This window comes from Nocardia sp. (assembly GCF_025465275.1).
Taxonomy (GTDB): Bacteria; Actinomycetota; Actinomycetes; order Mycobacteriales; family Mycobacteriaceae; genus Nocardia.
Genome location: NZ_JAODNK010000092.1, coordinates 49,591 through 70,885, shown reverse-complemented (window position 1 = coordinate 70,885; position 21,295 = coordinate 49,591). Strand labels below are relative to the sequence as shown.

23 protein-coding genes are annotated in these 21,295 nt (G+C 65.6%); 7 read left to right on the top strand and 16 right to left on the bottom strand.

Going from position 1 to position 21,295, the window contains the following annotated elements; all coding sequences use genetic code 11:
• Positions 1-54: 54 nt before the first annotated feature.
• Positions 55-261 (bottom strand): hypothetical protein, encoded by a 207-nt coding sequence (locus JWN03_RS22365; RefSeq protein WP_297618293.1) that lies wholly within the window; start codon positions 259-261, stop codon positions 55-57.
• A gap of 6 nt (positions 262-267) precedes the next feature.
• Positions 268-645: a VOC family protein gene (locus JWN03_RS22360; protein ID WP_297618290.1), complete on the bottom strand. Its 378-nt coding sequence runs from the start codon at positions 643-645 to the stop codon at positions 268-270.
• A 245-nt stretch (positions 646-890) separates the two neighbouring features.
• Between JWN03_RS22360 and JWN03_RS22355 the strand changes: the two genes are divergently transcribed.
• On the top strand, positions 891-1,235 hold the full coding sequence (locus JWN03_RS22355) for a VOC family protein (RefSeq protein ID WP_297618288.1): 345 nt from the start codon (positions 891-893) through the stop codon (positions 1,233-1,235).
• A 225-nt stretch (positions 1,236-1,460) separates the two neighbouring features.
• Positions 1,461-2,453, top strand: coding sequence for a sigma-70 family RNA polymerase sigma factor (locus JWN03_RS22350; protein WP_297618286.1), 993 nt, complete (start codon positions 1,461-1,463; stop codon positions 2,451-2,453).
• Positions 2,454-2,470: 17 nt separating this feature from the next.
• Here JWN03_RS22350 and JWN03_RS22345 read toward each other — a convergent pair whose 3' ends face one another.
• From JWN03_RS22345 to JWN03_RS22325, 5 genes are all read right to left on the bottom strand, one after another.
• The gene (locus JWN03_RS22345; protein WP_297618284.1) at positions 2,471-2,800 is read right to left on the bottom strand and encodes an EthD family reductase; all 330 of its coding nucleotides are present in this window, start codon (positions 2,798-2,800) and stop codon (positions 2,471-2,473) included.
• A gap of 1 nt (position 2,801) precedes the next feature.
• Positions 2,802-3,803, bottom strand: coding sequence for a zinc-binding dehydrogenase (locus tag JWN03_RS22340; protein ID WP_297618282.1), 1,002 nt, complete (start codon positions 3,801-3,803; stop codon positions 2,802-2,804).
• A gap of 886 nt (positions 3,804-4,689) precedes the next feature.
• Positions 4,690-7,848, bottom strand: a complete 3,159-nt coding sequence (locus tag JWN03_RS22335; RefSeq protein ID WP_297618279.1) for a cytochrome P450 — start codon at positions 7,846-7,848, stop codon at positions 4,690-4,692.
• Positions 7,845-8,471 carry a DUF3159 domain-containing protein gene (locus JWN03_RS22330; RefSeq protein WP_297618277.1) on the bottom strand — a complete coding sequence of 209 codons (627 nt, stop codon included), beginning with the start codon at positions 8,469-8,471 and terminating at the stop codon, positions 7,845-7,847. Before JWN03_RS22330 ends, JWN03_RS22335 begins: the two co-directional genes overlap by 4 nt.
• A 103-nt stretch (positions 8,472-8,574) precedes the next feature.
• The gene (locus JWN03_RS22325) at positions 8,575-9,198 is read right to left on the bottom strand and encodes a phosphoribosylanthranilate isomerase (RefSeq protein WP_297618275.1); all 624 of its coding nucleotides are present in this window, start codon (positions 9,196-9,198) and stop codon (positions 8,575-8,577) included.
• A 79-nt stretch (positions 9,199-9,277) separates the two neighbouring features.
• Between JWN03_RS22325 and JWN03_RS22320 the strand changes: the two genes are divergently transcribed.
• The 3 genes from JWN03_RS22320 to bla all read left to right on the top strand — a co-directional run bounded on the left by JWN03_RS22320 (position 9,278) and on the right by bla (position 12,584).
• Positions 9,278-9,877, top strand: coding sequence for a TetR/AcrR family transcriptional regulator (locus tag JWN03_RS22320; RefSeq protein ID WP_297618272.1), 600 nt, complete (start codon positions 9,278-9,280; stop codon positions 9,875-9,877).
• Positions 9,874-11,562, top strand: coding sequence for an FUSC family protein (locus JWN03_RS22315; protein ID WP_297618269.1), 1,689 nt, complete (start codon positions 9,874-9,876; stop codon positions 11,560-11,562). The genes JWN03_RS22320 and JWN03_RS22315 overlap by 4 nt, the downstream gene beginning before the upstream one ends.
• 134 nt (positions 11,563-11,696) lie before the next feature.
• Positions 11,697-12,584, top strand: a complete 888-nt coding sequence (bla, locus tag JWN03_RS22310; RefSeq protein WP_297618267.1) for a class A beta-lactamase — start codon at positions 11,697-11,699, stop codon at positions 12,582-12,584.
• 33 nt (positions 12,585-12,617) lie between these two features.
• On the opposite strand, the gene JWN03_RS22305 is transcribed toward bla, so the two are convergent.
• From JWN03_RS22305 to JWN03_RS22290, 4 genes are read right to left on the bottom strand one after another with little or no spacing between them, the layout of a single operon-like run.
• Positions 12,618-12,929, bottom strand: coding sequence for a DUF3349 domain-containing protein (locus JWN03_RS22305; RefSeq protein ID WP_297618264.1), 312 nt, complete (start codon positions 12,927-12,929; stop codon positions 12,618-12,620).
• Between the two features lie 26 nt (positions 12,930-12,955).
• A complete protein-coding gene (locus JWN03_RS22300; RefSeq protein WP_297618261.1) occupies positions 12,956-13,267 on the bottom strand; it encodes a DUF3349 domain-containing protein in 312 nt (103 codons plus the stop codon).
• A 4-nt stretch (positions 13,268-13,271) separates the two neighbouring features.
• Positions 13,272-13,571: a hypothetical protein gene (locus JWN03_RS22295; protein WP_297618258.1), complete on the bottom strand. Its 300-nt coding sequence runs from the start codon at positions 13,569-13,571 to the stop codon at positions 13,272-13,274.
• A gap of 13 nt (positions 13,572-13,584) precedes the next feature.
• The gene (locus tag JWN03_RS22290) at positions 13,585-14,775 is read right to left on the bottom strand and encodes an inorganic phosphate transporter (RefSeq protein WP_297618256.1); all 1,191 of its coding nucleotides are present in this window, start codon (positions 14,773-14,775) and stop codon (positions 13,585-13,587) included.
• Between the two features lie 114 nt (positions 14,776-14,889).
• Between JWN03_RS22290 and tmpA the strand changes: the two genes are divergently transcribed.
• Both tmpA and JWN03_RS22280 read left to right on the top strand, forming a co-directional pair.
• A complete protein-coding gene (tmpA, locus tag JWN03_RS22285; protein WP_297618253.1) occupies positions 14,890-16,020 on the top strand; it encodes a 2-trimethylaminoethylphosphonate dioxygenase in 1,131 nt (376 codons plus the stop codon).
• Positions 16,017-16,586 carry an HD domain-containing protein gene (locus JWN03_RS22280; RefSeq protein WP_297618250.1) on the top strand — a complete coding sequence of 190 codons (570 nt, stop codon included), beginning with the start codon at positions 16,017-16,019 and terminating at the stop codon, positions 16,584-16,586. Before tmpA ends, JWN03_RS22280 begins: the two co-directional genes overlap by 4 nt.
• Here JWN03_RS22280 and JWN03_RS22275 read toward each other — a convergent pair.
• Genes JWN03_RS22275 through JWN03_RS22255 form a run of 5 tightly spaced genes read right to left on the bottom strand, consistent with a single transcriptional unit; the run spans position 16,564 to position 21,151 of the window.
• The gene (locus tag JWN03_RS22275) at positions 16,564-17,328 is read right to left on the bottom strand and encodes a GntR family transcriptional regulator (protein ID WP_297618247.1); all 765 of its coding nucleotides are present in this window, start codon (positions 17,326-17,328) and stop codon (positions 16,564-16,566) included. The genes JWN03_RS22280 and JWN03_RS22275 overlap by 23 nt on opposite strands.
• A gap of 13 nt (positions 17,329-17,341) precedes the next feature.
• A complete protein-coding gene (locus JWN03_RS22270) occupies positions 17,342-18,412 on the bottom strand; it encodes an ABC transporter ATP-binding protein (RefSeq protein ID WP_297618244.1) in 1,071 nt (356 codons plus the stop codon).
• Positions 18,409-19,296 (bottom strand): ABC transporter permease, encoded by an 888-nt coding sequence (locus JWN03_RS22265; RefSeq protein ID WP_297618241.1) that lies wholly within the window; start codon positions 19,294-19,296, stop codon positions 18,409-18,411. Before JWN03_RS22265 ends, JWN03_RS22270 begins: the two co-directional genes overlap by 4 nt.
• Positions 19,284-20,159, bottom strand: a complete 876-nt coding sequence (locus JWN03_RS22260) for an ABC transporter permease (protein WP_297618239.1) — start codon at positions 20,157-20,159, stop codon at positions 19,284-19,286. The genes JWN03_RS22265 and JWN03_RS22260 overlap by 13 nt, the downstream gene beginning before the upstream one ends.
• Positions 20,156-21,151 carry an ABC transporter substrate-binding protein gene (locus JWN03_RS22255; protein WP_297618236.1) on the bottom strand — a complete coding sequence of 332 codons (996 nt, stop codon included), beginning with the start codon at positions 21,149-21,151 and terminating at the stop codon, positions 20,156-20,158. The genes JWN03_RS22260 and JWN03_RS22255 overlap by 4 nt, the downstream gene beginning before the upstream one ends.
• Positions 21,152-21,295: the final 144 nt, after the last annotated feature.

Genomic DNA, 21,295 nt, shown 5'->3' with positions numbered 1-21,295 from the left:
CATCGTTTCAGTTGCAGGAGAGGGAAATCTGGAGCTGGGAAACCACCCTCGCAGTCAGTCGGCGTCGCGGAGTTGGTTTACTCGGAGGCGGAATTCGGTGACCGACAATTGGGGTTGGACTGCGGCTCGGACGCGGTCGTTGGCGGCGGTGCCCAGGAGTAGGTGTGCGGGGCGGAGGTGATCGTCACCGAGAGCTGCGGCTTCTTCCCTGGCCAGTAGCAGGACCCCGGTGGCGTCGTCGAGCAATTCGTCATCGAACACCGGGATTCACCCGCCGGTGCCGGACATAACCGTCAGGCAGAAGGGGTGCCCCGACGGGTCCAGGAGCACCCGCCATCGATCAGGGGCGGGTTGGAAGGTGGCCTTCATCGCACCGCAGCCGATAGCCGCCGCCTCAGCGGTATCGAGGTCTGTCACAAAGAGATCGAGATGCATCTGCTTGGGCACCTGATTGCCGGGCCAATCCGGTGGTACATGATCGGCCACCTGCTCGATCGTCAGCGTCACTCCCCCGCCTCGAAGCACCACCAACTCATCGGATTCGAATCGAATCTCGAACTCCAGCAACGTTCGATAGAACTGCCCGAGAAGTCGCGGATCTCGGCTATCGAGCGAAATCGCCCCGAACCTCGCTATCGCGGTCATGACTCCTCCATGCTCATCGCCCCGGCCCCGCGCCGAGTGCACCACTACCCGCCATACTTACCGCAGACCACCGATCCCGCAATCAGCCCGAGGACGGGTGCGGCCGAGAATCTCACGCCCGGAATCGGATTCGGAAAAGGTCGACGTGCGGTGTCCCTGGTGAATGTGATCTCCCGGCCTCCCTTCGATGAGTTTCGGTCGCGGGAGTCGTCCACCTTTCGAGACCATCGACAGGAGCGGACGGCATGGATCTGTACAGCATTGTGTGCGTGAGCGATCGCGCCGAAGCATTGCAGTGGTACGAAGTGTTCTTCGGACGCGCAGCGGATGAGGTCATCGGCGAGGAACATCTGTGGCAGGTCGGTGAGAATGCGTGGATCGTGATCGACGATCGGGACGTGCGGGCCGCCCGGGTGGGCGGAGCGATGATCACGTTCGGCGTGAGCGACCTCGACGACATTCTCGCTCGTCTCGCGGCACACGCTATCGAGCACAAACCGATCGATATCTACGGCAACGGCGTACGCCATGTCGAGGTGCTCGACCCGGATGGCAACAGTCTGTCGCTCGCCGAGTCTCCCGCCCAGTGACGCTGCCCAGGAGAAGCCACAGCTGCTGTGACGTTTTCACACCAGCCCACGGGGGATGTGCCCTGACCTGGGATTAGATTCCTTTTCCACAGTGTCCCGGTCGTAATGGGCGAACGGTTCCGAGCTGCGGGGCCCGCCCTGACGAAGGAGCAAGCGCATGGCAAGGAAGTGGGCAGCGGCGGAGTTGTACCGGCTGGCAGGCCGGCTGCGGCATAAGCTCGGCGCATGACGTCGCATCTGCGGCCGGCGCCGAGCCAGGACGGGTTCGCGGCGGAGACCGAGCGGTTCCGGCGGGAGTTGCTGGCGCACTGCTATCGGATGGTCGGCTCGGCGCACGATGCCGAGGACCTGGTGCAGGAGACCTATCTGCGGGCGTGGCGGGCGTACGCCGGATTCGAGGGTCGGTCCTCGATTCGGTCCTGGCTCTACCGGATCGCGACCAATGTCTGCCTGACAGCGTTGCAGCAGCGGCGAATTCGGGTGCTGCCCTCTGGTCTGACGGGCCCCTACGACGGACCCGATCGCCTCCCGAGTATCGCGCCGGGCGACGTCTCATGGCTGGAACCGCTGCCGGACGGCATGATCGCCCCAGCCGACGACGATCCGGCGGTGGTGGTGGTCGCACGTGAATCGCTGCGGCTGGCGCTCATCGCGAGCCTGCAGCACCTGCCCGCCCGCCAGCGCGCGATCCTCATTCTTCGTGAGGTGCTGGCTTTCTCCGCGGCCGAGACCGCGGAGATCCTCGAAACCACCACCGCCGCAGTCAAAAGCGGCCTGCAGCGGGCCCGCGCCCGGCTGGACGAACTCGGGCCGGAGCCCGCGGAACTGCTCGAACCGACCGACCCGCGGGCACGCGCACTGCTGGACGGCTACATCGCGGCCTTCGAGCGGTCCGATGCCGCACTGCTGGAACAGGTGCTGCGCGCGGATGCCACGCTGGAGGCGACGCCATTCCGCGACTGGCAGGCCGGGCGGACGATGTGCATCCACATGCTCGACAAGTACGTGCTGGGCACACCCGGCGACTGGCGCATGCTCGCTACCGCCGCCAACGGCCAGCCCGCCGCCGCCGTGTACCACCGGGACACGGACGGGGCGCTCCGGGCGTACGGCGCGGTGGTCTTGGAAACCACCGCCACCGGTGTGTCTCGCGCGATCGCGTTCCACCATTCCGCGCTGACAACAATGTTCGGTTTCCCGGACACACTCTCAGACTGACTCCGACGCCGGGCTGATCACTGATCGTCGAGTTGAACGATCATGCCGCGAATCGTGGTGTAGCGAGCCAGATTCGTCATGGCGTCCTCGGCCGTCCTATTGCCGATCTCGGAGCTGAGCGCCGCGCCCAGCGATTCCATATCGTTCCAATCGAGCATGACCACCAGGTAGTACGGCTCACCGATGACCGGCACCGCATCGTGGCTGACCGTGTATCGCCGCAGGCCGGGAAGCTGCTTGGCCAGCGGAAGATGAACCTCGCGATAGTGACGTTCGAACTCCTCGATATCCGAAGGCAGGTCGTACATCACCACGAATCGCGCCCTCGGCTCGGTGACCCGTTCCATCTCAGGGCACCAGGGCGAGTTTGCCGACCGTCGCCCTGTTCTCCAGTTCCGCGAGAGCCTTTGGGCCGTCGGCCAATTCGTAGGTGGTGGGCTGCCCGGGAGTGAGCACGCCGGCGGCGATGAGCCCGAACATCTCGCCCATGAGTTCGCCGAAGATCTGTGGTGTGGCCTGGATCAGCACGCCGATATTGAGGCCGATGAGGTGGACCTGGTGCCGATACACCAAGTCCCAGTTGGTGATCGAGGCTTCGCCACCTGCCAGCCCGTAGACCACGACCCTGCCGGTGACCCGCTTGGCCGCGGCCAAGCTCGCGCCAAAGGTTGCGCCGCCTGCCGACTCGAGCACCAGATCGACACCGGCGCCGCCGGTCAACTGCAGTGCTTCGGCGGCAATGTCGGGGCTGTGGGAGTCCAGAATATGGTCGGCACCCAATGCCCGCACTGTGTCGTGCTTACTCGGCGCCGCAGTGGCGATGACTGTCGCGCCATAGTGTTTGGCCATTTTCACTGCGGCCTGGCCGGTCCCGCCCGCCGCCGCGTGGATCAGCACGACCTGCCCTGCGACGATCTGCCCCAGAGGCCTGAGCGCGGCCAGTGCAGTCGGCCAGTTCACAACCAAGCCCAGCGCCTGCTCCGCTGTCCAGCCCGGCGGCACGGGCACCGCCGCAGCCGCGGGCAGGACCATGTATTCAGCGAAAGCGCCGTACCCAACACCTATTACCCGGGCGCCGAGCCCCAGACCGGTCACTGCCGCGCCTACGGCGGCGATCTCACCAGCGGCTTCGAAGCCCGCGAGAAACGGGGGTTGAAGGCCACCGGCGGACGTGCCGTAGGCCTGCGAGATATCCCGAAAGTTGATGCCGGCGGCGGTGACTCGGAGCAGGATCTCATCCTGGCCGGGAACCGGTACCGGCGCGTCGGTGATCAAGCGCATGTCCTGCGGGCCGTTCAACGACATCTGCTGCAGGGCGCGCATGGTGGTAGGGAGGCTCAAGGCAGTCACCTTCTCTTCTCGATTTGTGTGATCGAGGCCGGCCTGGGCCGCACCTTCACCATGTAGACCTCGGCCACCACACAAAGGAATCGAAGGACGACAGGGCTATTCGATGGTGGCCGGGCTGCGGTGGGCGGGCGCGTCGAGAAGCGCGGTGAGGTGGGTGCGGGACCAGGAGCAGAGAGCATCGAATTTCTCACAGCGAATGCAGCCGTCGTCACAGGCGATCCCTTCGCAGGCGAGACAGGCACTTTCGCGCAATTCCGGCATTACGACGGAGTTGATATCGAATACGTGCAGTGGTCGGACCAGTTGCGCAATAAGATACTGGGTGCGGGAACCGCGTAGCCGGTCGGCCGGCAGATACAGTTCGGCCGGTCCGGAAGCTGGTTCCGGACCGGCCGGGTCCTGGGAGTCACGTATTCCGGCAGCCTGGGCGCCTTGTCAGGGTTCCGACCCGGGACTCTTCGTACCGGCGACTGTCAGCCGAACGAACCTGTCCAGAGCGTACCGAGGATCCCTCCCAGGGCGGCGCTTCCGGTGTTCAGCAGACCTCCGAGAGCAGCACTGCCGGTGTTGACAATAACGGGAATCATTCGATCGCCTCTCTATAGTGGAATACACTGTCAGCCATAACATTTCGTTGCCGACAGGGCCCACTCTGCCTACCGCAGCTGAGAGATCACTTAACGCGTCCTGTGAATTCCCCTGCATAGAAATCGAATTCGTCATGCAGACAAGACATTTGTGATCCACAACCCTGAATTCCCACCGACTTTTTCGAATGAATATCCCTCTCGAGGGGGATGCGAAATCATCCGACAGGGGGACGACGAATCCCGCCTGCGATATTCGCAGGCGGGACAGGGACTTTCGACTATTCCGTTCGGAGCCCTCAGCTCGCGTAGACGTCTTCGACGTAGCGACCCTGTTGTCCGAGGTCACCGAGCCACTGCTGGGCTTGGTCCGCATCGGCTCCGGTGTTGTCGCGGTAGATCCGCATGAGGGTCTCGCGGACACCGGGGGCGAGACGGCGAGCGTCACCGCAGACGTAGACCTGCGCGCCCGCCTGCAACTGGGCCCAGATGTGGTCGGCGTCCTGAGCCAGGCGATCCTGGGCATAGCGGGCGTTCTCGATGGGCTGCGTACTGAATGCGGGCCGCACGCTCACCGCACCTGCGGTTTCGGCAACCGTCAGCACCTCGCGGTACAGGTAGTCCAGATCTGGGTGATCGCAGCCGAAATACAGTGTGGCCTGCGCTAACTCCAAGCCTTGACGCAGGGCGTGGACGCGGTCGGCGATGACGCCGTGGAAGGGCGCCAGCCCGCTCCCGGCCGCGATCAGCACGGTGGGCACCGAGCTGGCAGGGTCGACGCGGAAGACTTCCCGGCAGGGCTGCAGGCGTGCCCAGATCCGATCACCGGGCGCGAGGCCGGCGAGGTAGCCGGATCCCGTGCCGCGCTCGCCGACGCCGGATTCGACCACCGCGACGAGCAATTCGACGGCACCCGGACTCGCCGCGGGACTCGAGGAGATCGAATACGTCCGGGGCCGCAACGGCGGCAGCAGGTCGAGCAGCGTAGCGAGATCGATGCGACCGGTGAGCGCCGGATACTGCTCCACCAGCTCGATCAGGGTGGGCCGGGCGATCTCGGGCGTGGACTCGGCGAGAGCGGTCAGCGCGCGTGCCTCCGGCGGGCAGGGGTTGAGCTCGGCCAGTCGGCGAACAATCGTGTCCGAGACCGGAATACGCAGGTCGACGGTGTGGCGCAGCAGATCTTCCACACTGATCGGCACACCGGTGGGTATGCGGGACTCACTGACCGTCCGGGTCGGCTCGACCACAACCAGTTGCTCTCCATCGAGCGCGCAAGCCGCCAGCGCACCTTTGACGTGCCGACCGGGGTTGGGGGCGAGCACAACAAGCTGATCGCTGGTGCGGTACTCGGCACCGGCGGGCAGCCCGAGGCGCAGCATCCGCTTCGTGCGGCCCGGCCGGCCTTGGTCGGTGAGCGGCTCATTGGCTGCCACGGTGAACCCCGAGAATCCGGTGGTCAAGGCCGTAGCGGCATCGGTCCCAGCGACTTTCACGATTCGATGACCCGATGGCGCCGCTCCGACCGGACCGTCGACCGGCTCACCGAATTCGCTCAGCAGAGTGCCGAGGACCTCGTCGATCCACGGATCCGCGGCGACAGACAACCCCACAGCGGCATCCGCAATTCCGCGCGGCACCATCCGCTGCCCACCGGCCGCCGCGAGTCGCTCATCGATGAAAGTGGGCACACGCTGGTAGGTCGCACTCCAATTGCGGTCACCCACACCGAGAACACCGAACCGAACACCGTCGAACTCACCATCCCGAGCATGCTCCAGCCGATCGACGAATCGCGCCGCGTCGTCGGTACACCGGCCGTTGTAGGACGCGGCGAGCAGCAGCACCGGATGATCTGTCGGCAGCGAGTCGACCGCATCGTCGAGACTGCCCCGGTGCACCGTGAACCCCGCCTCGCCTGCGCGAGCGGCAAGATTGTCGGCCCAGCGCTTGGTCACGCCCAGATTCGAACCGTGCAGCACGGTCAGCGGTGCCGCCTTGGCACGCAATGCTTTCGGACTGTCGACGGCAACCGAGGCCGGCACATCGGCGACAGCCCGCTCAGCCGGAGTGCGGCGACGCAACCGGAGCGTGAACCCGCGCGGCTTCACCGTCAGCGTCTGCGCGACCTCCAGCCGATAGTTGCTGTGATCGTCGAATGCGTAGCGGTGCAACAGCAGTCCGAGCACCAGCGTGGCCTCGTGCACCGCGAAACGGCTTCCGATGCAGGCGCGTTCGCCGGTCCCGAAAGGCTTGTAGGCATGTACCGGGCGCGCGGCGGTGCGTTCGGGCGTGAAGCGGTCGGGATCGAAGGCATCGGTATTGTCGCCCCAGCACGGGTCGCGGTGCAGCGCGGGCAGCACTACCAACACCTGCTGACCAGCGGAAACCGGGTACCGGCCGGCCAGCACCGTATCGGCCGCACTGACCCGGTTGAATCCGGGAGCCGTCGGCCACAGCCGCAGCGACTCGTCCAGACACTGTCGTACATAACGCAATCGGCGGACATCGTCGGCGGTGGGCTGCGGACTATCGGCCGCGCCCCACATCGCATCCACCTCGGCGGTCGCGCGAGCGAGCGCGACCGGATTCTTGACGAGCTCATAGAGCGCGAAAGACAGTGCACCCGAGGTGGTCTCGTGCCCCGCGACCAGGAAGGTGACAATCTGATCGCGAATATTCGTGTCGTCGAGCCCGGCGCCCGACCGCGGATCGACCGCATTGAGCATCAGCCCGAGCAGGTCATCGGTCGAGGTGTCGTCCCGCTCGCGGCGGGCCCGCAGCACATCGTCGATGGTGGACAACATGACCGAGCTCTGCTCCTGCTGCGCGGCATCCTGTCGCCGGTAGAGCCTGTCGCTGCCCGGCGGACGCCGCAACCGTTGCTGAGTACTCGTCAAAACCTCGCGCAGCGCCTCGACGAACGGATGCGAGGTCGCCCGCCCGAACGATCCGAAGTCGTAGCCGAATCCGGCCAATCCGATGGTGTCCAAGGTCAATCCGGTGAGATCCCCGACAACATCGACGGCAGTGCGGTCTGCCGCGGCATCCCATTTGCCCATCAGCGCCGCCGCGACCCTGAGCATGGCCGGGTGATAGCTGTCGATCTCGTCCATCGCGAAGCCGGGCATCAGGATGTTGTGGGCCTTCGCCCAATTCGGGTCATCATTGTCAGCGGTGAACAATCCCCCGCCGATATTGCCGCGCAACAGCTTCAGCGCCGGACCGACAAATTTGACGAACCGGGTGTCGTCACACAGATCGCTTACCACATCCACCCGACCGGCCATCAGCACCTCCCGCCCGAATCGGCGCGCGGAAATCAGACTGCCGAGCTCACCGAAAGCCGACGGCAACTCGAATGCCGTGCGCTGACCCGCGAAGCCGCCGACATCACCGAGCATCGGTAGCCGAGCACGGCCGAGCGTCGGAATCTCTGTGCTGGACTGCGTTTTCATCGAACTTCCTCTCGGTAATGACGGGCCGGTGACGGTTCGGCGGGCCGGGTGAGCAGACGCCACGACAGCACCGCGAGTGCGAACAGGGCGGGCAGACCGAGCACGAAGTGCGCAATGCCCAGCGCGACAACCTGATTCGCGAGATACAGCGGTACACCGACCGCCAGGTGCAGCGCCCACAGTCCGAGCCAGTAGCCCGTGAGTCTCTGATGTACGTCCGGAGCCTCCGGCAATCCGGCGCGGCGCGCGATGCGCACGGTGATGGGACGGCCCCGGACCAGCGATCCCGCGAACACGATGAGGAGTGCGGCATTGATCACCAGCCAGGACAGGAAGAAGTTGCGCCCCTCCCCCGTGCCCAGCACCAGCGCGGCCTGCAGCAGCACGCCGCAGAACGACATCGCGATCAGTCGCAGCCGCTCGCTGCGCAGCACGCGTATCAGCACCAGGACCGATGCCACGACAAGTGCAGCGGTCACCCCGACCAGTGGGCCCGCGAGGGCATACCCGATCAGGAAGGAGCCATTGGGCACCACCGCGTCGATCACATGCCGGCGTCCGAACGATTCCTGCAGAGGGCGAGCGAGCGGTTGCTGCCGGGTTACTTCCTGAGCAGGCTCCATACCGCCACGCTAGCCAGCACAACCAGCCGAAACATCGCTCCACCGGGTGATCTCGGGTCCCCCGAGCGAGGGATGGCCACGCCTACCGACAAGTGCCGGAGGCTCATCCCGCCGAGGTCACCGGCCTGCCGCTACGAGCCGTTGCGATGAATGCCCGGATGAGATCCGGCGACTTCACGCCGCGCTCACTTTCGACCCCGCTGGAGACGTCAACGCCCCATGCGCCGGTCAGGTCCAAAGCCTCGCGGACATTGTGCGGGCTGAGTCCGCCCGCCAGCAGCCAGTGTCCTTCCGGGGCGGAGAACTGCGCCGATCCCCAATTCCAAGGTTTGCCCGAGCCCGGATCGGGCGCATCGAGCAAGAGCAGATCCTCTCCGTACTCCCCGCATCTTTCGACATGCTGGGAGGTGGCGCGCAGCAACGTCTTTCCTTCAGCGCGCAGCGCCTCGAAGTACTCCGGCCCCTCTTCCCCGTGCAACTGTGCTGCGCGTACACCACTTTCCCGCACCAAACGCCGGATCTCCTCGACGGACTGACCTCGAAAGACGCCCACGGTGAGCACGCCCGCCGGTACCCGCTCGGCCAGACGTGCTGCGACGGTCGCGTCAACAGTCCGAGGACTACCCGGCGCGAAGACGAACCCCACCGCATCAGCACCGGCGGTCACGGCCGCGTCGACGTCGGCTTCGGTCTTCAAACCACAGATCTTGATGAACGGGGTAGTCACACGGCCAGTTAACCAGCTCATACCTGGGAGTGAACCAACCCACATAGACTATTTTTAAACGCACGTTTAGATTTGCAGGATGGCGACCGCGGAGCAACACCCCACCAAGCGCAAGCGGACGCACGATCCCGAGGGCAGGCGGCGCAGCGTCCTGGAGTCGGCGCGCAGGCTTTTCACCGAGCGCGGCTTCGACCAGACGTCGATACGCGCCATTGCCGCGGACGCCGATGTCAATCCGGCACTGGTGATCACCTATTTCGGCAGCAAAGAGGCCCTCTTCCGGGAGGTCGTCAGTGATCTCCGACTGCGCGACGACGTCTTGCCCGGCGATCTCGAGGGCTTGGGAGCCCGGCTGGCGCGACGCTATGTCGAACGGTGGGAGCATATGAGCGCCGACGATCCCTGGCAGGCGCTGCTGCGCTCGGCCATGACCCATCCGCCGAGCGAGCAGATCATGCGATCGGTCCTGGATGTGCAGCTGGCCACGCCGCTGCGCGCCATTTTCGGCGACGAGGGCACCGGCCCGGCCCGCAATGCGCTGGTGCGCTGCCTGCTCATCGGAACGATTATGGAGCGCTACGTCTTCCGCTTCGAGCCGGCCTGCTCACTGCCTGCCCCGCAGTTCGAGGAAGTCCTCGGCAATACCCTGCAATTCGTGATTACCGGTGTGATTCGATGACACACGCCCTCGCCTCCGAATTCCCGCCCGCCCCAAGGCATCCGCCGCTTCTGCGCGCGCTCGTGGCGCACCGGCCCGGCCCCTGGGCATGGGAGGCCGCCGTGCTGGCGCTGTTTGCCACCGTGGTGCCGTTTCTCGCGCTGAACGCCATTGTCGGCCGGTCCGCCGGACTGCTCGCGGTCGCAGGCGGATTCGCCGTCGTCTACGGCATCGGCGAGCCCAGCGCACGCCGCCTGCGCATCAGCAGCGCAGCCGGTCTCGCCATAGTCGCGGGCGTCACGTTGTTCTCCGCGGTCGCGGGATCGCCCTGGATCGCAGCTGTACTCATTGCCGTCGTCGCCGGACTCGCCACCTTCGTCATCGATGTGGCCCGCGCAGGGCAACCCGGCATGATCTTGATCCTGATCGCGTCGAGTATCGCGCTGGCGCTGCCCGTCGAACCGCATCAGCTCGGCCAGCGCGCGCTGTGGACGGCCGCCGGTGCGGGCTTCGCGATAGCGATGACCGCGCTCTCGGTTCTGGCATATCCGGCCCGCCCCTACCGCGCGGCGATCTCCCATGCCTACCTCCAGCTTTCGCGCTTCACCGGCGCACTGGGCACTCCGGGAGAAGACGTGGCACGGCACGCGGCCGCAGTGGCAGTCCAGACGGCACTGTCGCTGCCCGCTCGCGATCACCACGAGGTCACACGGCTCAATCACCTTGCGGAGCAGGCAGATCTGATCCTCGATGAGTTGATCGGCGATCGCATGGCACTGATCAACGACGGCGGCAACAACTCTCGTCGTGACACTCTCGCCGCCCTTGCCGGCGGAAAGAAGAATCGGGCATCCGCCGCAATGGCGGGAGACCGGCCCGTAGATGCGACGATCGCCGCTGCCACGCGGACCAGCCACAGCAAGGCAGCGCTCGCCGGCCGGTCACACCGGCGACAATCACGCACCACCCTGCTGCGAGATATACGCCGCCACTTGATCGATCGGCATTCGATCGCCCGGGTGCACGCGGAACGTATGGCAGTGCCCACCGCGCTGGCCGCCGCCCTCGCCCTCGGCACCCATATGCCGCACTGGTATTGGGTCCCCGTATCGACCGCGGCAGTCCTGCAGGGCGCGCACACCACCATGATCTTTCATCGCGCCCTGCAGCGCGCCGCAGGCACGCTGCTCGGAATCGCGGCCACCGCCGGGGTGCTCCGGCTCGCCCCGAATGTTGTCGGGATCCTCGCGGTCATCGCCGTCTGCATGTTCGTGGCACAGCTGTTCTTTCCGCGAAACTACGGTGTCGCAGTAGCTTTCGTCACGCCACTGGCACTGCTGATGCCCGAGCTCGCGCACCCCGGCGTCGCGGCCCAGTCGATGGGCCCGCGTGCCTGGGAAACAGCCCTGGGCGCCACGATCGCACTGGCCGCCGCCTATCTGTTCCGGCGCCCCGTCACCATCACCCATCTGACCGACGCCTTGCAGAATGCCGCCACCGCGGCCGCCGAACTCGATGCGGCCGCCGATGCGCCGCCGCGGGCATTGCGTGCGCAGGCAACTCACCACGCGCTCGATGCCTGGCAGACCTTCGACGCCCTCAATGCGGACGGCCTCACCCGCACCGGGGCGCACGCCCTCTGGCCCGATGTCGTCTCCACGCACCGGCACGTATTCCACGCCCGCGCCCACCGACCCCGGCACTGACCTTGCGTCGATATCGGTGCGGATATCGCCGCATCCGGGCGTGGTCTTGGACAGCCGTACCGGTTCTGTGTTGTCGTGTCACCATGACTCAGAGCAGAAAGCGGTCGACCCCGGCCCGCCCGATATTCGCCGCGATGATGACTGTGATACTCCCCGCGATCGCTGCCTGCGGAAACAGTTCGAACACCCCGGACACCGCAGCACCCGCGGCCTCCACGACTACTGCCGCCAACGCCCAATTGGCCGGCCTGGAACAGCGGAACCAGGCGCGGCTCGGGGTATTCGCAATCGACACCGCCTCGGGAAAGACGGCCGGCTACCGCCAGGACGAGCGCTTCCCCATGGCCTCGACATTCAAAGCCCTCGCCTGCGGCGCGCTGCTCCACGCCCATCCGCTCGCGACCGGATACTTCGATCAGATCATCCATTTCACCGATGCGGACGTCACCGCAGCCGATGGCGCGCCGGTCACCGGCGCCCGAGTCGGCAGCGGTATGTCGGTACTCGAATTGTGCGATGCGGCAATCACTCACAGCGATAATGTCGCGGGCAACGAGGTACTGAAACTGCTCGGCGGACCCCAGGCGGTCACCCAATTCGTTCGGACCCTCGGCGATCAGGTCACTCGGCTGGACCGCTGGGAACCGGCGCTCAACGATTCGATCCCGGGCAATGAGCAGGACACCACGACACCGGCCGCGATCGCACACGACTACCAGGCTCTCACCACCGGCGACGCACTCCAGGCCCCGGAGCGCAAGCAGTTGACGGCGTGGCTGCTCGCCAATACGACCGGCGGCACGCGTATCCGCGCGGGCCTGCCGAGCGACTGGCAGACCGCCGACAAAACCGGCACCGGCTCCGGCTACGGAACTGCCAATGACATTGCCGTCACCTGGCCGACCGGCAGCAGCGCACCCATCGTTATCGCGGTGCTGTCCACCCACTCCGCGCAAGATGCCCAGGCGAACAATGACTTGATCGCGGAGGCGACCAGGAATGCCATCACCGCAGTGCGGTGATGGCATCGCGACGTTCCGCGACCTAGCGCGCTGTCACTGGCCGATGTCGTTCCAGTCGTTCTCGATCGGCCAGCCCGACGCCACCAGGTGCGCGCGCACACGGGCCAGGTCGGATTCGCTCGGCAGCTCGTCGGTCAGTTTGGTGATGACCACCCCGACATCGGCCTTGTCAGCGGGAAGTGCACCCTGCTGGACGAGTGCGGCAGCGATCTGCCGCACCTCGTCCTCGGGCAGTCGCCCCGCCAGCAGCGAGAGCAACGGGATGTAATCGGTATCCGGCACCCCGTGCGGATATCCGGCACGCAGCCAGGCGACGATGCGGGACAGCAGTGCAGATAACGCCATAGGAATTCCGGCCTCCGCGGTAGGTATCAGGCCTCGGACGGGTGTGCCAGCGGCCAGCCGGCGGCCGCCAGCCGTGACGCGACACGGTTTATATCGTCGTCGCCGGGCTTCTCATGGGCAAGCCCCGCAATCGCGGCCTCGATGCGATCGCGGCCGTCGCGGCCGTCGGTATCCTCGGCCACCAATTGTTCGACTACTTGATTGATTTCGGATGCGGTGAGGCGGCGGTGCAGTACCGCGAACAGCGCCACATAGTCCTCGGACGGAACACCGTCGGGGTATCCCGCGCGCAACCAGCGCAATACCGCTCCGAGAATTGACGTACTCGAAAAAGTCATGGATTCACTTCTTGGGAGGTTTGGCGCCGAAGAGCTGGACGTCGAACGAGTGGCTGATGAAATCCTTTGCGATGTACAGGATTCCGGCCCCGATCGCCAGGATGACAATAGCGAAGCAGAGGTAGGCCACCGCGAGTGCGGCCGGGTTGCGGGCGCCGGTGGGCGCCGTCCCGTCCGCGGTTACGGTCTCCATCGACCAGAACCGGATGCCGATCGTGAAGATCAGCGGCAGTCCGGCCCCGAGGACCAGGGCGATCAGCGTCACTTCACCGAGTGACTTGGCGATGGCGTTGAACGTATGCATGGACCGTAGCTCCTCAGACCGTCGCGCCGGCGGCGACCTTGACGTCCGACGGAGGCGTGAGGCCGCCGTCCCATTCGTCGTTGACATTGCTGGTGTCCACCGGGTTTCGCCGGGAACGCAGGTAGATGAAGACCGACAGGCCGATCAGCAGCGCGAAGTCGACCAGGACACCGCCGAGTCCGCCGAACAGATCCGCGATCCCCCAGCACAGCGCGCCGACCAGGCCCGCCAGCGGCAGCGTGAACAGCCAGGCGGTCGCCATCCGGCCCAGGACGCCCCAGCGCACTTCCGCGCCCGGCTTGCCGAGCCCGGTGCCCAGGATCGATCCGGTCGCGACCTGCGTGGTCGAGAGCGGCAGACCGAACTGCGCCGACGTGAGAATGATTGCCGCCGAGGAGGCTTCGGCCGCGAAACCCTGCGGCGGGTCGATTTCCACAAGGCCCTTGCCGAGCGTGCGAATGATGCGCCAGCCACCCAGGTAGGTGCCCAGGGCAATAGCGGAGGCACAGGCGAACTTCACCCACAGCGGAATATCGTCGCTGTTGTTGAAGGTGCCGTGCGCGACCAGGGCCATGAAGATGACGCCCATCGTCTTCTGCGCGTCGTTCGTGCCGTGCGCGAGCGAAACCAGTGCGGCGGAACCGATCTGGCCCCAACGGAAGCCGTCATCGACCCGCTTCTTCGCCGATCGGCGGGTGAGCCGGTAGATCAGGAAGGTGCCCAGCCCCGCGACCAGCGCGGCGACGAACGGCGCCAGCACCGCCGGAACGATGATCTTGCTGATCAGTCCGGTCTTCTCATTGCCGGTCCAGATCACGCCGCTGGCGCCCAGGGCGGCCACGGCCGCGCCGATCAGGCCACCGAACAGCGCATGCGAGGAACTCGACGGAATTCCGAACAGCCAGGTGAGCAGATTCCACAGAATGCCGCCGACCAGGCCGGCGAAAACGATGTGCAGCATTGCCATGTGGTTCACATTGCCGATATTCAGCAGACCACCCGACACAGTCTTGGCGACCTCCACCGAGAGGAAGGCGCCCAGCAAATTGAGCACCGCCGACATGGCTACCGCCACCCGGGGCTTGAGTGCTCCGGTGGCGATCGACGTCGCCATTGCATTGGCAGTGTCATGGAAACCGTTGGTGAAATCGAATCCCAACGCGGTGACGATCACGATCAAAAGAACGATCATTTCTGAACTCACATCGATATTTTCAGGTACGCCGCTGCTCGACTGCTACGGCGAAGGCAGCTGTTCACGCGATATTCAGGGCGTGACCACCCGGGCGGTCCGGAGCGTCGTGCCATACTCCTCAACATGTATAGCCAAGTTGTGAACGGGCCTGCGGTCGAGGCATCCGTTGTGGACGGGGATGTGTGGTTGACGACGGCCGATCGCACCGTCGAGATACCGGCAATGTGGTTGCGGGACAACGCCCCTGATGCGCTCAGCCGTGATACGACGAGCGGACAGCGGCTGTTCAATATCGTCGAGCTGCCCGCCGAGGTCCGCGTCGAGGATGCGGGTGTCATCAACGATCGGCTCGAGGTCGTCTTCGCGCCGGGCGGGCACCGTACGTCGTTCGCGATCGACGGCCTGCTGGGCGATACCGCTCGCGTCGCCGATCTCGACCATCGCAGCGAGCGGTCGAAGACCCTCTGGCCACAGGCCGACGCCGCAGACTTGGCACCGGTCGCCTGGCAGACGTACCTGGAGAATCCCGGTCCGGCGCTGCGGCAGGTGGTCGAGTGGGGATTTGTACTGCTGCGCGGAGTTCCGGCCGAGCTAGGCCAGGTGACACAGGTCGCGGAGACGTTCGGGTATGTGCGCGAGACGAATTACGGCCGGATCTTCGATGTCCGGGTGGAACCCAATCCGGTGAATCTGGCATTCACGGGATTGGCCATCACCCCGCACACCGACAACCCGTACCGAGATCCGGTGCCGACGCTGCAACTGCTGCTGTGCCTGCACAATGCCGCCGAGGGCGGTGATTCCGGCCTCGTCGACGGCTTCGCGGCGGCCGCGACCCTGCGTGCGAATGATCCTGCCGCCTTCGACGTGCTCACTTCGACCGCGGTCACCTATCGGTACGAGGGTGATGGCACCCGTTTGGCTGCTGTGGTGCCCCTGATCGGTCTCGATGCGGAGCACCGGATTCGTGAGGTCCGGTTCAACAACAGGTCGATGGAAGTGCCGCTCGCCGATCCAGCGCGCGTCCGCGCGTTCTATGCCGCGTACCGGACCTTCGCGGAACTGCTGTACGCACCACAGGCTCAGCTGAACTTCCGGCTCGGCATCGGTGATTGCCTGATTTTCGACAACACCCGGACCCTGCACGCCCGCACTGCTTTCGCGGCAGCCGGCGGCCGCCACCTCCAGGGCACCTACGCCGATCTGGACGGCCTGTCGAGCACCCTGCGGAAACTGGAGGAGCAGGCGCGATGACGCATGCGTATGAGGCCCTGTCGGAGCTGTTCGAAGGCGAGGGCGCGAAAGACTACCTCGGCGAGCAGGTTTCGATGGCGGCGCACATGTTCCAGACCGCTCGGGCGGCCCGCGAATCGGGCGCTCCGACGGCATTGATCGTCGCCGCCGTGGTGCACGATGTCGGGCATTTCTCGGGCGCCATGAGCGGTCGAGAGCTCATGCGGGGCAATGACAATCGCCATGACACGATTGCCGCCGAATGGCTTTCGCAGTGGTTCGATGCCTCGGTCACCGAGCCGGTCCGCCTGCATGTGGCCGCCAAGCGGTATCTGTGCGCGACGGACTCGACCTACTACGAGAGGCTTTCGGAGGCATCGAAATTCACCATGGCCGTACAGGGCGGGACCATGAGCCCCGAGGAGGTGGCGGCCTTCACCGCCGAACCGCACCGCGATGCCGCGACGGCGCTGCGCAGATTCGACGATGCCGGTAAGGATCCGAATGCCCCGGAGCTGACCCTCGCCGATTTCCGTACCGCTATCGAGGCGATGGATCGCACGCTCAGTGCGACACCTTCGATCTGACCCGGCTGACCGCACCCGCGGCCACCGAATTACGCACGACGAAGGCGACCGCCGACCCGAGGTAGGTGTCGAACGAACACTCGAGCACCTCACCCGCCGGGTCGGTGGTCCGGCGCATGGTGCGCAATAGCGGTGTGCCGATGTGGATTCCGAGCAGCTCCGCGGTACGCGCGGTAGCGCCGATCGCCTCGATCGAATGTTCGGCGTCGACGAAGACGATGCCGTAGTCCTCGAGATTGTCGGTGATCGACTCGGCGTCGAGGTCCATGGCCAGAATCGGCGCGGCGAGTCGTTCCGGGTAGTAGGTGCTCTCCAGCATGATCGCCGCCCCGCTCAGCAGCCGGACCCGCTCGACGTGAAAAGCCTGCTCCCCCTGCGTCAAACCCAGTTTCTCCCGGACCTCCGGTGCGGGGGTGACAAATTCGGTCCCGATGGTGCGGCTGCTCGGCGTCTCGCCGATGCTCCGCGCCCATCGTGAGAAGCTGAGCAATTCGGTCATCGGTTGCGCGCGTGGACCACGCAGCACCTGCCGTCGTGCACCCTGCCGCGACGAGACGATGCCCGAGGCGCGCAGATAGGCGAAGGTCTGCCGAATGGTGCCCCGCGAAACGCCGTAGCGTTCGCCGAGATGGTGTTCCGAGGGCAATGACTCACCGTCGGCGAACTCACCGTTCTCGATCGCCTCGCGCAACTGCTCGGCGATCTCCCGATACCGCGGCACCCTCGGCTGTCCAGTGGTCACACGCCAACTCTATTCAACTCGGTTCCGCCGCCAGCAGCACCGGCCGGTCGAGCAGCGAAACTTCGACACGAGTACCGGGCGGCAGGTCGCCCGCACGATGGCTGGCGATATCCGCGAGCAATTGCGTCCCGTCGGCCCGGGTCAGGCGCAGGCGGGTGGTCGCACCGTAGAAGGTCCCGGCCTCTACAATCGCTGTGCCATCGGAGGATTCGTGCACCAGGACCGCCTCCGGGCGAGCGAGCACCGTCACCTCACCGGAGCACGTCGCCTCACCGTCACACAGCAGCACCTGCTCCCCCACCCGCACATGGGTGGCGTCGACCGCAGTCGCCGGAATGCGGTTCATGGTCCCGACGAATTCGGCGACAAACGGTGTCGCGGGCCGCTGGTACACCTGATCGGGACTCGCGCACTGTTCCATCCGGCCATTGCGCATGACCGCGACCCGGTCCGCGATGGCCAGCGCCTCCTCCTGGTCGTGGGTGACGAAGACCGTGGTCACACCCAATTCTCGTTGAATACGCCGGATCTCCTCCCGCAACTGCTGCCGCACTTTCGCATCGAGCGCCGACAACGGCTCGTCGAGCAGCAGCACGCGCGGGGCGATCGCGAGCGCACGCGCCAGAGCGACGCGCTGCTGCTGCCCGCCCGACAGCTGATGCGGGAACTTCGCCATATGCTCGGCGAGCCCGACCATATCGAGCAGCTCCTGCGCCCGCTCCCGGCGCCGCTTGGCGGGCCGTCCACGCAGATTGAGCCCGAAGGCGACATTGTCGAGCGCCGACATGGTCGGGAACAGGCTGTAGGACTGGAAGACCATGCCCATATCGCGCTTGTTCGCCGGAATGGCCGACGCGTCGCGCCCGTCGACGAGAATCTCGCCGGAGGTCGGGTGATCGAATCCGGCGAGAATCCGCAGCGCCGTGGTCTTCCCGCATCCGGACGGACCCAGTAGCGCGACGAATTCGCCGGGCTCGATATCCAGATTCAGACCGTCGAGGGCCCGCACCGAGCCGTAATGGCGGTGCACGTCGACGAAACCGACTGCGGTGCTGCTGATCTCGGGGACTGGCTGGGCGGTCATCGGGGAGCCTTTCGTGATCGACCGGCGATCGAGACGACTACGAGTAGTACGAGCCAGGTGAGCACCAAGCTCAGAATCGACAGCGCGACCTGCAACTGGCCATCGGAATTGGCGGACTGTGCAAGCCACACCGGGAAGGTGCGGAAGATGAGAATCTTCGCAATGGTGTACTCCCCCATGACCAATGCGAAGGTCAGGAAGGCCGCGTTCAGCAGTGCGGTGCGCAGCGTGGGCAGCACCACCCGCCACATCACTATCGTCCATCCGGCGCCGAGGTTTTGCGCGGCTTCGACCAGGACGTCGATGCGCGAACCCCGGATTCCGGCGTCGAGCGCACGAAAGGTGAACGGCAGCGCGATCACCACGTACTCCAGGGCCAGAATCAGCGACAGCGGCTGCTGCTGCAGTGCCGTGAACACCTGGGACACTTGGACGTAGTCGCTGTTATTGCCCCACGACAGCACGCTGCGCACACCCACCACCAGGGCGACCGGCGGAATCACCAACGGCAGCAGGGACAACAGCTCGACCAGCGTGCGCGCGGCGGGTAAACGCAAGTGCACCAGCAGCATTGTCGGCACCATGAGCACCAGCGTGATGACCACCGCGATCAGGCCGAGGATCAGCGAGGTACTCAGGGTGCCGGAAAGCCCGTTCGCGGAAAGGATTCGCGTGTAGACGCGAAAACTCACCCCGCCCTTGTCGTGGATGGTGAACCAGAACGCCACCGCGAACGGCCCGATGAAGTAGATCGCGGCGAGACCGAGCACGATCCAGCGCCAGTAGGCCGTGGGCGGTGATACCCGGCGTGCTGAACGGCGCGGCGGATTCGGCGCCGCCGCCGGGCTGCCCAGCGCCGCCGCGGGATCGGTCACTGTAGCCATCGCGAGGTCCTGTTCTGCATGTACTGGTAGAGCAGGGTGAGCGGCACCACGACCACGATCATGTTCAGAGCCATGGCGGCGCCCAGATTCTCCTGTCCGACAAGCACATTGCCGGAGACGGCGCTCTCGATCTGCAGCGGCGTGATCGAGAGCGTGCCATTGGTGAGCGCATCGGCCGTGGCGAAAGAGGAGAAGGATGTGCAGAACAGCAGCGCGACGCTGCCGAGGAAGTGCGGCAGCAGGGCGGGTCCGGCGACATAGCGCCAGTACTGCCAGCCCCGCGCACCGAGGCTCTCGGCCGCCTCACGCCATTCCGGCCGCAATCCCTCGAGCGCCGGTGTGATCACCAGAACCATCAGCGGCACAAGGAAATACAGGTAGACGAACTGCACGCCGGCCTGGGAGTACAGATCCAGGTGCAGATCGTCACGCAAGGAAACGCCCAGATGATCCTGCAACAGTTTCGTCAGCACACCGGCATTGCCGATCGCCGCGACGAACAGGAATGCCAGTGGCAGCCCACCGAAATTCGCGAGCACGGCCGCACTGGTGGACACCACGCGCTGCAGGGTCTGCCCGCGTCCGCTCGTAATCGCGTACGCCAGAATCACACCCAGTACCGCGGCGATGATCGCGACCACCAGGGACAGCACGACACTGTTCTTCAGCCCGGTGAGATACGCGCCCTTCAGTGCCGCCGTGACATTCGCGGTCCCGAAGGAGGAATTCGCATCGTCACCAATTCGGAAGGCCGAGTACATGATCACGCCGGTGGGCAGGAGGAAGAACACACCGACGTAGCCGAGGAACGGGACCAGCCCGAGCCAACCGAGGGCCCGGGCTGAACGAACCGATGTTCTCATTTGACGGTGTTCGCCCAGTTCTGGGTGAGCGTGTCCTTGGCCTTCGCGGCCTGATCGTCCGTCGGGTAGACGGCCTTGTCGCTGGCGGTCGGCAGCACCTTGGTCAGTGCGGGATCGACGGTGCCGGCCTTCTGCATGGCGGGCAGGCGCACCGGGCGCGCGAAGCCCTTGAGCAGACCGTTCTGGCCCTCATCGCTGTAGAGGTATTCCTGCCACAGCCGCGCGGCGGCCGGGTGCGGTGCGGTCTTGCTGATCGCCTGCGCGTAATAGCCGCCGATGGAGGCGTCGGTGGACACCGCGACGGTCCACTTCACGCTCGTATTGCCCAGCGACTGGGCGATTCCGGCGTTCAGGTAGTCCCAGTCGATGATGATCGGCGTCTCGCCGGACTGCACGGTCGCCGCGGTCGCCTTGACCGGAACGAAGTTCCCCTGGGCCTTGAGCTTGCCGAAGAAATCGATACCGGGCTGGATGCTGTCCGCCGACCCTCCGGTCGCCAGGGCCGCGGTCCATACCGCCATCAGTGCGGAGTTGCTCTTGAGCGGGTCACCGCTCAGCGCGACCTGCCCCTTGTACGCGGGCTTGGCCAGATCGGCGATGGTCGTCGGGCACACCGCGACCTTCGCGGCATCACAGCCGATGGAGATATAGCCGCCGTAATCGCCGTACCACGTGCCGCTCGCATCCTTCTGCGAGTCCGGGATATCGGCCCAGGTGCTCACCTTGTAGGGCGCGTAGAGCCCCTCCTTGGCGCCGCTGATGGCGAATGAGGTGCCGACATCCACCGCATCGGGCGCGCGATCCTGCCCCTTCAGCGATTTGATCGCATTGATCTCGTCGGCGCTGGCGGCGCCGGGGTTGTCGTCATTGACCTTGATGCCGTACTTGGCGCCGAAATTGTCCATCAGCGCGCCGTACCCGGCCCAATCACGGGGCAGCGCCATGAGATTCAGCGTGCCCTCCTTCTTGGCCGCAGCCACGAGCGCGTCCATTCCTCCGAGATCCGCAGCCGAAGTCGCCGTCGCGGCCCCACCCGCGGACGTTTCCGACTTCTTCGTGCAGGCGCCTGCGCTGAGGACCAAAGCCCCTGCGACAAGACAGATTCCAATATTGCGAGCAGTTGCGATACGCACTAG